This window comes from Salmonella sp. 32010601201800023SM, assembly GCF_017572235.1.
Classification (GTDB): Bacteria; Pseudomonadota; Gammaproteobacteria; order Enterobacterales; family Enterobacteriaceae; genus Salmonella; species Salmonella enterica.
This window is the reverse complement of sequence record NZ_JAGEQS010000003.1, coordinates 326,871-339,634: the sequence shown is the minus strand read 5'-3', so window position 1 is coordinate 339,634 and position 12,764 is coordinate 326,871. Positions and strand designations below refer to the sequence as shown.

At 51.6% G+C, this 12,764-nt stretch carries 16 protein-coding genes; 7 read left to right on the top strand and 9 right to left on the bottom strand.

What is annotated here, in order from left to right; all coding sequences use genetic code 11:
- Positions 1–23 precede the first annotated feature (23 nt).
- On the bottom strand, positions 24–1,265 hold the full coding sequence (gene yjeH, locus J4617_RS12465) for an L-methionine/branched-chain amino acid transporter (RefSeq protein ID WP_001670701.1): 1,242 nt from the start codon (positions 1,263–1,265) through the stop codon (positions 24–26).
- Positions 1,266–1,540: 275 nt separating this feature from the next.
- On the opposite strand from yjeH, the gene J4617_RS12460 reads away from it, so the two are divergent.
- The 3 genes from J4617_RS12460 to J4617_RS12450 all read left to right on the top strand — a co-directional run bounded on the left by J4617_RS12460 (position 1,541) and on the right by J4617_RS12450 (position 4,121).
- Positions 1,541–1,834: a co-chaperone GroES gene (locus tag J4617_RS12460; protein WP_000027827.1), complete on the top strand. Its 294-nt coding sequence runs from the start codon at positions 1,541–1,543 to the stop codon at positions 1,832–1,834.
- A gap of 43 nt (positions 1,835–1,877) precedes the next feature.
- Complete coding sequence (groL, locus tag J4617_RS12455) at positions 1,878–3,524, top strand: chaperonin GroEL (RefSeq protein ID WP_000729126.1); 1,647 nt, start codon at positions 1,878–1,880, stop codon at positions 3,522–3,524.
- Between the two features lie 243 nt (positions 3,525–3,767).
- Positions 3,768–4,121, top strand: coding sequence for a DUF4156 domain-containing protein (locus J4617_RS12450; protein ID WP_000558210.1), 354 nt, complete (start codon positions 3,768–3,770; stop codon positions 4,119–4,121).
- Positions 4,122–4,168: 47 nt separating this feature from the next.
- Here J4617_RS12450 and J4617_RS12445 read toward each other — a convergent pair whose 3' ends face one another.
- Both J4617_RS12445 and epmB read right to left on the bottom strand, forming a co-directional pair.
- Positions 4,169–5,026 carry a YjeJ family protein gene (locus J4617_RS12445; protein WP_001229227.1) on the bottom strand — a complete coding sequence of 286 codons (858 nt, stop codon included), beginning with the start codon at positions 5,024–5,026 and terminating at the stop codon, positions 4,169–4,171.
- Between the two features lie 281 nt (positions 5,027–5,307).
- A complete protein-coding gene (gene epmB / locus J4617_RS12440; protein WP_000940482.1) occupies positions 5,308–6,336 on the bottom strand; it encodes an EF-P beta-lysylation protein EpmB in 1,029 nt (342 codons plus the stop codon).
- 40 nt (positions 6,337–6,376) lie between these two features.
- Between epmB and efp the strand changes: the two genes are divergently transcribed.
- The 3 genes from efp to ecnB all read left to right on the top strand — a co-directional run bounded on the left by efp (position 6,377) and on the right by ecnB (position 7,392).
- Complete coding sequence (efp, locus tag J4617_RS12435; RefSeq protein WP_000257282.1) at positions 6,377–6,943, top strand: elongation factor P; 567 nt, start codon at positions 6,377–6,379, stop codon at positions 6,941–6,943.
- A gap of 60 nt (positions 6,944–7,003) precedes the next feature.
- Entirely contained in the window at positions 7,004–7,138 is a 135-nt protein-coding gene (locus J4617_RS12430; RefSeq protein ID WP_000977687.1) for an entericidin A/B family lipoprotein, read from the top strand.
- A gap of 107 nt (positions 7,139–7,245) precedes the next feature.
- Positions 7,246–7,392, top strand: coding sequence for a lipoprotein toxin entericidin B (gene ecnB, locus J4617_RS12425; protein ID WP_000239598.1), 147 nt, complete (start codon positions 7,246–7,248; stop codon positions 7,390–7,392).
- A 30-nt stretch (positions 7,393–7,422) separates the two neighbouring features.
- Here the strand turns inward: ecnB and J4617_RS12420 are convergent, their stop codons facing one another.
- Complete coding sequence (locus J4617_RS12420; RefSeq protein WP_000912957.1) at positions 7,423–8,010, bottom strand: LuxR C-terminal-related transcriptional regulator; 588 nt, start codon at positions 8,008–8,010, stop codon at positions 7,423–7,425.
- Between the two features lie 256 nt (positions 8,011–8,266).
- Here J4617_RS12420 and sugE point away from each other — a divergent pair, with 256 nt between their 5' ends.
- On the top strand, positions 8,267–8,584 hold the full coding sequence (sugE, locus tag J4617_RS12415) for a quaternary ammonium compound efflux SMR transporter SugE (RefSeq protein WP_000118469.1): 318 nt from the start codon (positions 8,267–8,269) through the stop codon (positions 8,582–8,584).
- 16 nt (positions 8,585–8,600) lie between these two features.
- Here sugE and J4617_RS12410 read toward each other — a convergent pair whose 3' ends face one another.
- The 5 genes from J4617_RS12410 to frdA form a co-directional block, all read right to left on the bottom strand.
- Positions 8,601–9,134, bottom strand: coding sequence for a lipocalin family protein (locus tag J4617_RS12410; RefSeq protein ID WP_001238396.1), 534 nt, complete (start codon positions 9,132–9,134; stop codon positions 8,601–8,603).
- Between the two features lie 111 nt (positions 9,135–9,245).
- Positions 9,246–9,605, bottom strand: a complete 360-nt coding sequence (frdD, locus tag J4617_RS12405) for a fumarate reductase subunit FrdD (protein WP_000609650.1) — start codon at positions 9,603–9,605, stop codon at positions 9,246–9,248.
- 10 nt (positions 9,606–9,615) lie between these two features.
- Positions 9,616–10,011, bottom strand: coding sequence for a fumarate reductase subunit FrdC (gene frdC, locus J4617_RS12400; protein WP_000208749.1), 396 nt, complete (start codon positions 10,009–10,011; stop codon positions 9,616–9,618).
- Positions 10,012–10,021: 10 nt separating this feature from the next.
- On the bottom strand, positions 10,022–10,756 hold the full coding sequence (frdB, locus tag J4617_RS12395; protein WP_000829509.1) for a fumarate reductase iron-sulfur protein: 735 nt from the start codon (positions 10,754–10,756) through the stop codon (positions 10,022–10,024).
- Positions 10,749–12,539, bottom strand: a complete 1,791-nt coding sequence (frdA, locus tag J4617_RS12390; RefSeq protein WP_001192954.1) for a fumarate reductase (quinol) flavoprotein subunit — start codon at positions 12,537–12,539, stop codon at positions 10,749–10,751. The genes frdB and frdA overlap by 8 nt, the downstream gene beginning before the upstream one ends.
- Positions 12,540–12,764: the final 225 nt, after the last annotated feature.

Below are 12,764 nucleotides of genomic sequence, written 5' to 3'. Positions count from 1 at the left end.
GTTATCCGGCCAACAGATACGTCTTACGCCATGCGTTTTCGCTTCGGTAAAAACAGCCATAATGCTGCCAGCATGATAATGGCATATAAGCTTTTCCACCCCAGCATTACCAGCAATAACAGGCACAGTAGACAACCCGTCACCGCCAGTGCATAGCAGCGCCCTTTCAATAGTCGACAGCCCGCCAGCATACAAAGCAGATAGAGCATAATAAAAATACCGTTAGCATAGACGATCAGCGCATTGAGGTTAATCTTCAGGGCGTAGACGACCAGGGAACTCACGCAACAACAGGCCAGAATAACGTTTAACGCGTGCAAGGGAAGGCGCCCGGGAGAGAGTTGAGCCAGATAGTGATCGGGCTGATATTGCATTTGCGTCCATATCAGACGCGCAAAACTCTGAGCATACACATTCAGGCTGGCAAAGCAGGTGAGATAACCAATAATGCAGGCTATCCACAACGCCTGGATACCGAAGAGATGAACAATAATAAGCGGTAGCGATGCTGTTGCCGCTATCTTGTCGCTATAGACGCCAAAATGCAGCACCACGGCGGTACAGGTCCAATAAATGGAGCCGGCCAGCATCAGGCCAATGATCAATGCGCGCGGAAAATCACGTTCAGGATTTTTAAATTCAGACGACAAATGCGTAAAAGCCTCAATTCCCACAAATCCCCAGAACATGATCGCCAGGGCGGTACACAGCCGGGAAAAGGTGATTTCGTTTGCGGCTGGGAAGGTGATATCTGCAGGTTTAATCGCGCCTTTCCACAGAATGGCGGCAATAAGCGCGATAATTAATCCAGCGATAATGGCTTGCAGGTTGGCGCTGGAGCTGGCGCCGCGCGATCCCATAAACCATAGTAAACCTAGAGTACCCAGCTCCCCAAATAAGAGCTGTTCGCTTTGCCAGCCAAACAGCGCCTGGCCGAAACCCACCGCAATATGCAAGGCTGCGGGAAAACTAACAGGAATGACTGATAAAAACAGCCAACTGATCACTCGTTGCAGACGCGGGCCAAATGCCATCCCGACAAAATGCGCTACGCCGCCAGCGTGTGGAAAGTGACGCCCCAGCACAGCAAAGACAATCGCAATAGGGAAAATCAAAATAATGAGCAGCGGCCATGCCCAAAGGCTGATGTCGCCTGCCGCCAGCGCAGCCAGCTCCGGAAGCGCAAAAACGCCAGTCCCTAATAATGATGTGGTTAACAAGATAACGCCCTGAACCAACCCAAGCTCTTTTTTTAGTTCATTCATCAGCTCATTATCCGGCGGCATTGTAACGTCAGGTGACGACAGACATTTTTAAGCGTATCACACACGCCTTTTCTTATAGCAGGATGTTCTAAACCTTGGGTAAACGTGAGATAAGTAGCGTTTTTACCGCTTTTTTCGCTCAGAAGAATTTTTTTTCATCTCCCCCCTTGAAGGGGCAAAACCCCATCCCCATCTCTCTGGTCACCAGCCGGGAAACCGTTTACGGGCCGGCGTCACCCATAACTGATAATGACTTTCTCAAAGGAGAGCTATCAATGAGTATTCGTCCGTTACATGATCGTGTGATCGTCAAACGTAAAGAAGTTGAGTCTAAATCTGCTGGCGGCATCGTACTGACCGGTTCCGCAGCGGGTAAATCAACTCGTGGCGAAATCATCGCTGTCGGTAAGGGTCGCATCCTGGACAACGGTACTGTACAGCCGCTGGACGTGAAAGTTGGCGACATCGTTATTTTTAACGATGGCTACGGTGTGAAATCTGAAAAGATCGACAATGAAGAAGTGTTGATCATGTCTGAAAGCGACATTCTGGCAATTGTTGAAGCGTAATCCGCGAACGACACTGAACATACGAATTTAAGGGAAAGAGAAAATGGCAGCTAAAGACGTAAAATTCGGTAACGACGCTCGTGTGAAAATGCTGCGCGGCGTAAACGTACTGGCAGATGCAGTGAAAGTAACCCTCGGTCCGAAAGGCCGTAACGTGGTTCTGGATAAATCTTTCGGTGCGCCGACTATCACTAAAGATGGTGTTTCCGTAGCGCGTGAAATCGAACTGGAAGACAAGTTTGAAAACATGGGCGCGCAGATGGTGAAAGAAGTTGCCTCTAAAGCGAACGACGCTGCAGGCGACGGCACCACCACCGCGACCGTACTGGCGCAGTCCATCATTACCGAAGGCCTGAAAGCCGTTGCTGCGGGCATGAACCCGATGGACCTGAAACGTGGTATCGACAAAGCGGTTGCTGCGGCGGTTGAAGAGCTGAAAGCCCTGTCCGTACCGTGCTCCGACTCTAAAGCGATTGCTCAGGTAGGTACTATCTCCGCTAACTCCGACGAAACCGTAGGTAAACTGATCGCGGAAGCGATGGATAAAGTCGGTAAAGAAGGCGTCATCACCGTTGAAGACGGTACCGGTCTGCAGGACGAACTGGACGTGGTTGAAGGTATGCAGTTTGACCGCGGCTACCTGTCTCCTTACTTCATCAACAAGCCGGAAACTGGCGCAGTAGAGCTGGAAAGCCCGTTCATCCTGCTGGCTGATAAGAAAATCTCCAACATCCGCGAAATGCTGCCGGTTCTGGAAGCCGTTGCAAAAGCAGGCAAACCGCTGCTGATCATCGCTGAAGATGTTGAAGGCGAAGCGCTGGCTACCCTGGTTGTTAACACCATGCGTGGCATCGTGAAAGTGGCTGCTGTTAAGGCACCGGGCTTCGGCGATCGTCGTAAGGCGATGCTGCAGGATATCGCTACTCTGACCGGCGGTACCGTAATCTCTGAAGAGATCGGTATGGAGCTGGAAAAAGCAACCCTGGAAGACCTGGGGCAGGCGAAACGCGTTGTGATCAACAAAGACACCACCACCATCATCGATGGCGTGGGTGAAGAAGCTGCCATCCAGGGCCGTGTTGCTCAGATCCGTCAGCAGATTGAAGAAGCGACCTCCGACTACGATCGTGAAAAACTGCAGGAGCGCGTAGCGAAACTGGCAGGCGGCGTTGCGGTAATCAAAGTTGGCGCTGCGACCGAAGTTGAAATGAAAGAGAAGAAAGCCCGCGTTGAAGATGCCCTGCACGCGACCCGTGCTGCGGTAGAAGAAGGCGTGGTTGCTGGTGGTGGCGTTGCGCTGATCCGCGTTGCTTCTAAAATTGCTGACCTGAAAGGCCAGAACGAAGACCAGAACGTGGGTATCAAAGTTGCGCTGCGCGCAATGGAAGCTCCGCTGCGTCAGATCGTGCTGAACTGCGGCGAAGAGCCGTCTGTTGTCGCTAACACCGTTAAAGGCGGCGACGGTAACTACGGTTACAACGCAGCAACTGAAGAATACGGCAACATGATCGATATGGGTATCCTGGACCCAACCAAAGTTACCCGTTCTGCGCTGCAGTACGCGGCTTCTGTGGCTGGTCTGATGATCACTACCGAGTGCATGGTGACCGACCTGCCGAAAAGCGATGCTCCTGATTTAGGCGCTGCTGGCGGCATGGGTGGTATGGGTGGTATGGGCGGCATGATGTAATTGCCCACACCCTGCATCCTTCAGGCTGCAGATGCGTTGGCTAACCCCAGTCACTTACTTGAGTAAGTGACTGGGGATTAACAAACTGGCCGCCTTCCTGCAACCAGAATGATTTGGGTGCTTATCTCCCAGAATTGAGAAACCCCCGGGCAGAAATGACCGGGGGTTTTTCTTTTAGTCATCTTTTTAGTATAAGATTCAGATACGGACAAAACGTCCAGCTCATTGATTATGGGGAATAACATGCACGTGAAATATTTAGCAGGGATCGTTGGCGCCGCGCTGCTGATGGCGGGTTGTAGCTCCAGCAACGAACTCACCGCTGCCGGCCAAAATGTACGCTTTGTCGAAGATAAGCCAGGCGCGGAATGCCAGCTAATTGGTACGGCAACCGGTAAACAGAGTAACTGGTTTTCAGGCCAGCACGGCGAAGAGGGTGGCTCAATGCGTGGCGCAGCGAACGATCTGCGTAATCAGGCGGCCGCGATGGGTGGAAACGTGCTGTATGGCGTAAGTAGTCCGTCACAGGGCATGTTGTCCAGTTTTGTCCCGACGGCCAGCGAGATGAACGGCCAGGTTTATAAATGTCCGAATTGATATGTCTGAATCGTAACGCCCTCTGAAAGATTCAGAGGGCGATATGGTTAGCGTTTTTCCTGCGATGATGCCATGCGTAGATTATGCAACGCGCGCATGCATTGATCTTGCGTCAGACGCGCTGCTTTACCGGTTCCAAGCGTTCTGACAAAAACCTTACACGGTTTTCCTTCCAGCTTTTTAAGACGCGGGCTGAAATTCAGCAAGCGGCGTGATATTGCTTCAGCTTCTTTAGAGCCTGACTGACTACGGGTCTTAATGATGGTGCCGCAATCATGCGATTGTCCTGCCTCATCCGTATAACGATAAACGAGCGCTAAATAATGGTTATACAGATTATGTTTCCAGTCAGGCTGGTTATAGGTATCGAATTCGATATTACCGTTTTCCAGGCAGTCAGCATCGTATAATGGTAAAAAGTCCAGCATTGAAGAAATACGCAATGCGAGCTCACGCATTTCGGCATTATTAATGGCGTGAATAATAGCCATCACCAGAACTTCAACCTGCCACTCACCGACCTGTAAATCAAGATGGCTACCATTGTGCAGCTTTAACGTAAAGGTTAATACTTTTTCTGTATTATCGCTCAACGCTAAAGATTCAACACGCTGATTAACATCGGCGTTTTCCAGCTCTTCACGGAGTATTGCCGGAATATTCTCATGCATTTTAAGCACATGACTGCTTTTAGCTTTCTGGCGTTTTTCCTGCTCTTGTTCCGGAAGCGAGTGTTGTAGATAAAGCCGGTGTTCAAGGCCGATCAACAAGTCTCGCAGCGCGAGCACAGGAAAGAAAAGCAGTGTTTCTTTATTTCTCAGTGACTTCACCTTAAGCGCCAGCGCGATAAACTTATCATTGTGACGAATAACGCCGGTATTTAGTCCCTTAATCGTTAAGGCCATGTCAATTCTCCACAAATATAAAATAATTAAATGTTTTACTGCAATGTATTTGATATATAAATTGTTTATGCCGTCCTATAAAAAGGAGAACCAGTATAATTCGAAAATGCAGTACACGCTAAGCGAGTCCTAAAACGGACTTTATTGAAAAGAGAGGACCGGAAAGGTGTATTTAACGAAGGTTAGTTTATCCTCGCCAAAGGGTGAGGAGAATCGCGGGGGAGTCTCCTCGTAATATTGCGCGGTAATATTTTTCGTCGTCCCTGACGCGCCCGCGAGGATTAGCACTGCCGAAGCTGTAAATCCAGCGGTGTTTTGCTCGGTTCGCCGCCGATTTCACGCGCCAGTCTTGGCACCATATAGCCGGATACCAGCGTGAGCAGTTCGCGCATGATTTGCCGGGCTTCGTCATCGGTGACCATAAAATGCGCGGCGCCCTGCACTTTATCCAGCACATGCAGGTAATAGGGCATCACGCCGGCGTCAAATAGCGCGTTGCTCAGATTCGCCAGCGTTCGCGCGTTATCATTCACGCCACGCAGCAGGACGCTCTGGTTGAGAAGCGTGACGCCCACGTGGCGCAGTTTCTTCATCGCCAGGCAGAATGCCTCGTCCACTTCATTAGCGTGGTTGATATGGTTCACCAACAAAATTTGCAGACGTGACTGGTCAAAGCGGGCGACCAGTTCGTCAGTAATGCGTGCCGGGATGACGATAGGCAACCGACTGTGGATGCGTAGCCGCTTGACGTGCTTAATGGCTTCCAGTTGCGTGAGCAGCCAGTCCAGCTCATGATCTTTCGCCATCAGCGGATCGCCGCCGGAAAAGATGATCTCATCCAGTTCCGGGTGTGCGGCGATATACTCCAGCGCGACTGTCCAGTTGCGCTTATTGCCTTGATTCTCCGCATACGGGAAGTGACGACGGAAACAGTAGCGGCAATTTACCGCACATCCGCCTTTTACCAGCAATAGCGCCCGGTTTTGGTATTTATGCAATAATCCTGGCACCACGCTGTGTTGCTCTTCCAGCGGGTCGGTGGAGAAACCGGGGGCGACAATAAATTCATCCCGGGACGTCAGTACTTGACGTAAAAGAGGATCGTCAGGGTTGCCCTTCTCCATGCGCGCAATAAAAGCGCGCGGCACGCGGAGGGCAAACAAGCGCCTGGCGTCCTGTCCTGCCCGGAGGTTTTCATCAGCTTCAATCTGTAAAAGATGCAGCAGTTCGTCGGGATTGGTCACAACATCGGCAAGTTGCGCTAACCAATCTTCTCGCAATGGGGTATTTAGGGTTACAATATGCGCCATTTTGTGGCTTAGCTACCAGTTAACAATTTCAGAGGGCCTTATGGCGACTTACTATAGCAACGATTTTCGTTCCGGTCTTAAAATCATGTTGGATGGCGAACCTTATGCGGTTGAATCCAGTGAATTCGTGAAACCGGGTAAAGGCCAGGCGTTTGCCCGCGTTAAGCTGCGCCGTCTGCTGACCGGCACGCGCGTTGAGAAAACCTTCAAATCGACCGATTCCGCTGAAGGCGCGGATGTAGTCGATATGAACCTGACTTACCTGTACAACGACGGTGAGTTCTGGCATTTCATGAACAACGAAACCTTCGAGCAGCTGTCTGCAGATGCCAAGGCTATCGGCGACAACGCAAAATGGCTGTTGGATCAGGCGGAATGCATCGTAACCCTGTGGAACGGTCAGCCTATCTCTGTCACTCCGCCGAACTTTGTTGAACTGGAAATTGTTGATACCGACCCAGGTCTGAAGGGCGATACCGCAGGTACTGGCGGCAAACCAGCCACGCTGTCTACTGGCGCAGTGGTTAAAGTTCCGCTGTTCGTGCAGATTGGCGAAGTGATCAAAGTCGATACCCGTTCCGGCGAATACGTATCCCGCGTAAAATAATTTACGTTATCGGGAAAAATGGTGCAGCGTATGCTGCGCCATCCTATTTTTCGCACCTCAATGATGAAACGCTTTATCGGCCTTGTCGCGCTGGTTCTTCTTACCAGCACATTATTAACGGCATGTAATACCGCCCGCGGCTTCGGCGAAGATATTCAGCATCTTGGCCACGCCATCTCCCGCGCAGCCAGCTAATCGCTTCTCGTCTTCCTAAAATTAGTCGATCGCCCGTCATTTTCTGGGATGTTGTCTATTATTAAGTTGCTATACACAAACAACATTGGCTAGAAAAGGAAGACATTATGGTTAAAAAGACAATTGCAGCGATCTTTTCTGTTTTGGTACTTTCCACTGTATTAACTGCTTGTAATACCACGCGCGGCGTGGGCGAGGACATCTCGGACGGTGGTAGTGCGATCTCTGGCGCTGCAACCAGAGCTCAGCAGTAATCATCAACGGTACGGCATGGCGTCGTACCGTTAATCGATTTTCTCCGGAAGCATAAGAAAGGGAGAATACCGGTTATCCATATGAAGTTTCATACGGATATTACGTTTATAGGTGTAAACCGTTTTCCCGTGAATGCCAAGCGCATACGCAATCTCTTTATTGCTGGTGCCTTCCGTCCACATCGCGAGCACTTTTTCCTCCTGCGGAGAGAGCAATGGCGTGGCGCTTTCCGGCGCTTCCTGCAGTGGATGAGTATGTAGCGCTCCTTTAATTCGTTGTGCAAGCTCATGTAAAGGCGTGTGTTTAGATAACACCGCATGACTGGCATATTGCGGTCTGTACGGCATATTCCCTGACTGTAATAATACCAACGGCGTCATCCTGCAGGCGGCAAAAAATGCATTGATAGGCTGTTCGGGTAAGGCATCGTTGAGAAAACCATATAAATCAGCGATAACCAGGTGGGGCTTCCATTGCAGAATATGTTCTTTCGCCAGTATAAGGTTATTCATCCCGGATACCAGCAGTGAAGAACTGAGCACATCAGTGTGATTAAGCCAGGCCTCCATGCCCGTACGGGTAAAGTGGCATCGGTCTATCACTAAAATTTTCAACATAGTTTTTTGCACCCGGAAGTAGATAAAGCACTTTCTTTCCCAGAAGGCGTTCCATCATAGAGAACTCCTGTGGGCGCTAAATGCGAAAACTACGCGGCTTAAAAGGGCCAATTCCCGCCTTTAGACGGAAAAAAATAAAAAGGTTGAAATTCATTTTCTCTCAGGCAAGAATGGCTTTTCATCCGTATACGTTACAGGACGACCTGTAAACGCTATTCTCACCGGGGACGGCCCCATTAATTATCTGGAGCCTGCTATGTCCTGGATCATTCTATTAATCGCTGGTTTACTTGAAGTGGTATGGGCTGTCGGCCTGAAGTATACCCACGGTTTTTCTCGTCTGACCCCCAGTATCATCACCATTACGGCCATGGTTATCAGTATGGCGTTACTTTCCTGGGCAATGAAAACGCTGCCCGTTGGAACGGCGTACGCCATCTGGACCGGCATCGGCGCCGTCGGGGCGGCAATCACCGGTATCCTTCTGCTGGGCGAGTCTGCCTCACCGGCGCGTTTGCTCAGTCTTGGCTTGATCGTCGCGGGTATCATTGGGCTAAAACTCAGTGCGCATTAATTCGTCGCTGACATTGCTACGAACCTGATTGTTTTACCCAAATTAATTTATTGACGTCAAACCCCTCCCGGGTCGCGACGGCCAGCATTTGCTGTTTTATTTCCTCAGAAAGCGTTGGCGTGCGAGAGAGTATCCACAGATAGTCGCGATCCGGGCCGCACACCAGCGCATGACGGTATTCCCGGTCAAGCGCAATCACGTTATAGCCGCCGTAGAACGGGCCGAAAAAAGAGACCTTGAGCGCGGCGCGGTTTGGACTACCGGTAAAATACGCTTTGCCTTCTGTTTTTTGCCACATTTCCCGATCCGGGTTATAGCCTTTATTGATGACATTAATCCCGCCATCGTCACGCAGACTATAGGTGGCCGTGACTTGTTCCAGTCCACGTTCAAATCGATGATCGAGGCGTGCGATCTCATACCAGGTGCCGAGGTAACGTTTGGCATCAAAGTTATTTACCACGGTAACGCCTTTAGGCGGGGTAGGCGAACTACAGGCGACAACCAAAAATGCCGCAGTAACCGCAGCAACGACGGGCAGCAAGCGCATAGCGTTTTTCCTTCCAGTGTTTTTTCTAAGTGTAGAACCTGGCGGGAAAATGAGAGGCAGGAAAAGAAAAAATGCCCTCTTATCGGGTAGATAAGAGGGCGTCGTGGCAACTTAGAGAGTGATAACGCCAATCGCCGTCACAACGGTCAGGATTGCCGCCAGACCGTAGAAGACCCATTTGCCCGCAGGCACGTGGATTTTCAGGTCATGCATCGCGTGGTGCATACGGTGTAGGCCACACCATAGCGGCAGCACGATCATCAGGAACAGAAAAACGCGACCAATAAAGCTTTGGGCGAACGTCAGTACGCGCTCAAAACTCAGGGCATCGCCCGGAAATAGCCCCAGCGGCAGCATGATGCCAACCAGTAGCACGATCACCGGCGCGATGATCGCGCCCCACATACCGCCTGCGCCAAACAGTCCCCAGAATACGGGTTCATCAGAACGTTTTGGGTTTGGATTAATCATCCGGGACTCCTTACCAGAACAGGGCAACATACAGAATGACTACGGTGACTACCGCAGTGACCACCCAAAGCCCTTTGATGATTGGCTCTGGCCCCATTTTTTCGTCTTTTACAATGATATTGGCCGCCTTCGGCGCCAGTTCAAACCAGGTTTTGGTGTGCAGCAGCGCGGCCGCCAGGGTGATCAGGTTTAAGATCACTACCACCGGGTTTTGTAAAAAGCCGACGAATCCCATCCAGGATTCCGCGCCGTGTTTGAGCGCAAACAGACCGAAAATCAGTTCAATACTGAACCAGACTGCCGGCACCGCTGTGCCTTCGCGCAGCATATAAAAGCGATAAAACGGCAGTTTTTTCCACCAGGTGGACGTCATCGGCCGCACATAGGGTTTGCGTTTAGTCGTCATGTTGCACTCCTTAGCGTGGTTTCAGGGTGGCGATAAGAAAGTCTTTCGAGCTTTCCACTTTACCCTGCTGAATGGCCGCAGCCGGATCGACATGTTTTGGACAGACTTCGGAGCAGTAGCCCACGAAAGTACAGGTCCATACGCCGTTCGGACTGTTCAACTGCGCCATACGCTCCTTCTTACCGTGATCGCGGCTATCTTCGTTATAGCGATGCGCCAGCGTAATCGCAGCCGGTCCGATAAATTCAGGATTCAGACCGAACTGCGGGCACGCGGCGTAGCACAGACCACAGTTGATGCAACCGGAGAACTGGTGATACTTCGCCATTTGCGCCGGGGTCTGGACATTCGGCCCCTGATCTGGCGTGCGAGAGTTGCCAATAATGTACGGTTTGATCGCTTCCAGGCTTTCGATAAAGTGTGTCATATCGACAACCAGATCGCGCTCAATCGGGAAGTTCGCCAGCGCTTCCACCTTCATACCGTTGGTGTAATCGCGCAGGAAGGTTTTACACGCCAGTTTAGGGACGTTGTTGACCATCATGCCGCAGGAGCCGCAGATCGCCATACGGCAGGACCAGCGGTAGCTCAGGTCTGGCGACAGGTTATCTTTGATGTAGCCCAACGCGTCCAGTAGCGATGTTGTTTCATCATAAGGAACTTCATAGAAAGCACTGTGCGGCGCGGTATCGGTTTCCGGGTTATAGCGCACCACCTCAACTTTCAGGTTTTTCATCTCAGCCATTCGCCTTCTCCTTCTTATCGGCTGCTTCCGCTTCACCGCCGTAAACACGTTTGGCTGGCGGCAGGGTGGTGATTTTCACGTCGCTGTATTCCAGACGGGTCGTGCCATCAGCATCGCGGAAGGCGAGGGTGTGCTTGAGGAAGTTCACATCGTCGCGCTCGGTACAGCCTTCATCCAGACGCTGATGCGCGCCGCGGGACTCTTTACGCGCCAGCGCAGAGTGCGCCATACATTCCGCCACGTTCAGACCATGACCCAGTTCGATGGTATACAGCAGGTCAGTGTTGAACACGCTGGAGGTATCGGAGATACGTACGCGCTTGAAACGTTCCTGAAGCTCGGCCAGTTTATCAACGGTTTTCTGCATCAGTTCCGGGGTACGGTAAATACCGCAACCTTCTTCCATAGACAGACCCATCTCATCGCGGATCTTCGACCAGTTTTCGTTGCCTTCCTGGTTCACCAGATTTTTCAGACGCTGTTCAATATCGGCAACCTGGGCGTCGAGCGCGGCGCTATTTGCGGCGCCTGCCGTAGCAGCGCGTTCCATTGCTTGTTCGCCAGCCAGACGACCAAACACCACCAGTTCCGCCAGTGAGTTGGAACCGAGGCGGTTCGCGCCATGCAGGCCAACAGAGGAGCATTCGCCAACGGCAAACAGCCCTTTGACACGGCTTTCACAGTTCTGGTCGGTTTCAATGCCGCCCATGGTGTAGTGCGCGGTCGGACGTACTGGAATCGGTTCTTTAACCGGATCGACGCCGACATAGGCTTTCGCCAGTTCGCAAATGAACGGCAGACGTTCATGCAGTTTCTTCTCGCCGAGATGACGCAGATCGAGGTGAACCACATCGCCGCGCGGCGTGGAGATGGTGTTGCCTTTACGCCATTCGTGCCAGAAAGCCTGGGATACTTTGTCACGTGGCCCCAGTTCCATATATTTGTTTTTCGGCTCGCCCAGCGGCGTTTCGGGGCCCATGCCGTAGTCTTGCAGATAACGATAGCCATTTTTATTGACCAGAATACCGCCTTCGCCGCGGCAACCTTCAGTCATCAGGATACCGGAACCTGGCAGGCCGGTCGGGTGATACTGAACGAATTCCATATCACGCAGCGGAACGCCGTGGCTCAGCGCCATGCCCATCCCGTCGCCGGTGACGATGCCGCCGTTGGTGTTATAGCGGTATACGCGGCCTGCGCCGCCTGTCGCCATGACCACGGCATTGGCGCGGATTTGCACCAGCGTGCCTTCCATCATGTTCATTGCCACCAGGCCGCGCGCATGGTTGTCATCAACCAGAATATCCAGCACAAAATGTTCGTCAAAGCGCTGGATTTGTGGGAACTGCAGGGAAGTCTGGAACAGGGTATGCAGCATATGGAAGCCGGTTTTATCCGCGGCGAACCAGGTACGCTCGATTTTCATACCACCGAAGCGACGCACGTTAACGCTACCGTCCGGACGGCGGCTCCACGGGCAGCCCCATTGCTCCAGCTGCGTCATCTCAGTGGGACAATGGTGGACAAAGTAATCCACGACATCCTGCTCACACAGCCAGTCTCCGCCTGCTACCGTATCGTGAAAATGGTAGTCAAAGCTGTCATGATCCTGGGCGACAGCGGCTGAACCCCCTTCGGCAGCGACGGTATGGCTGCGCATCGGGTACACTTTTGAGATCAGTGCGATTTTAGCATTGGGATTCGCCTGTGCGGCAGCAATTGCAGCACGTAATCCCGCGCCACCGGCGCCTATAATGGCAAGATCGGCTTGAAAGGTTTGCACGACATTCCTCCAGATTATTGTAATTTCACCCTCGCGCAGCCAGATAAAGCCTCTGGGTTCTGCGAAGTATGAATGCGTTTCCACTGCTCCTTTATGGGTACAACAGTATAGTCTCAGGGATGTGAGGGAAATTTGACGTGTTCGATTTTTTTAGCGTATCAGAGGGATGAATTATCATTGATTTTGATTAATTTAATTACTAAACCATCTGAAATCACTTTTTTT

What these genes read in the sequence shown, in the direction of transcription:
- yjeH (WP_001670701.1), bottom strand. Translation starts at nt 1,265, where the DNA reads ATGAATGAACTAAAAAAAGAGCTTGGGTTGGTTCAGGGCGTTATCTTG.
- frdC (WP_000208749.1), bottom strand. Translation starts at nt 10,011, where the DNA reads ATGACGACTAAACGCAAACCCTATGTGCGGCCGATGACGTCCACCTGG.
- J4617_RS12450 (WP_000558210.1), top strand. Translation starts at nt 3,768, where the DNA reads ATGCACGTGAAATATTTAGCAGGGATCGTTGGCGCCGCGCTGCTGATG.
- J4617_RS12430 (WP_000977687.1), top strand. Translation starts at nt 7,004, where the DNA reads ATGATGAAACGCTTTATCGGCCTTGTCGCGCTGGTTCTTCTTACCAGC.
- frdB (WP_000829509.1), bottom strand. Translation starts at nt 10,756, where the DNA reads ATGGCTGAGATGAAAAACCTGAAAGTTGAGGTGGTGCGCTATAACCCG.
- epmB (WP_000940482.1), bottom strand. Translation starts at nt 6,336, where the DNA reads ATGGCGCATATTGTAACCCTAAATACCCCATTGCGAGAAGATTGGTTA.
- J4617_RS12445 (WP_001229227.1), bottom strand. Translation starts at nt 5,026, where the DNA reads ATGGCCTTAACGATTAAGGGACTAAATACCGGCGTTATTCGTCACAAT.
- frdD (WP_000609650.1), bottom strand. Translation starts at nt 9,605, where the DNA reads ATGATTAATCCAAACCCAAAACGTTCTGATGAACCCGTATTCTGGGGA.
- groL (WP_000729126.1), top strand. Translation starts at nt 1,878, where the DNA reads ATGGCAGCTAAAGACGTAAAATTCGGTAACGACGCTCGTGTGAAAATG.
- efp (WP_000257282.1), top strand. Translation starts at nt 6,377, where the DNA reads ATGGCGACTTACTATAGCAACGATTTTCGTTCCGGTCTTAAAATCATG.
- sugE (WP_000118469.1), top strand. Translation starts at nt 8,267, where the DNA reads ATGTCCTGGATCATTCTATTAATCGCTGGTTTACTTGAAGTGGTATGG.
- J4617_RS12460 (WP_000027827.1), top strand. Translation starts at nt 1,541, where the DNA reads ATGAGTATTCGTCCGTTACATGATCGTGTGATCGTCAAACGTAAAGAA.
- J4617_RS12410 (WP_001238396.1), bottom strand. Translation starts at nt 9,134, where the DNA reads ATGCGCTTGCTGCCCGTCGTTGCTGCGGTTACTGCGGCATTTTTGGTT.
- ecnB (WP_000239598.1), top strand. Translation starts at nt 7,246, where the DNA reads ATGGTTAAAAAGACAATTGCAGCGATCTTTTCTGTTTTGGTACTTTCC.
- J4617_RS12420 (WP_000912957.1), bottom strand. Translation starts at nt 8,010, where the DNA reads ATGTTGAAAATTTTAGTGATAGACCGATGCCACTTTACCCGTACGGGC.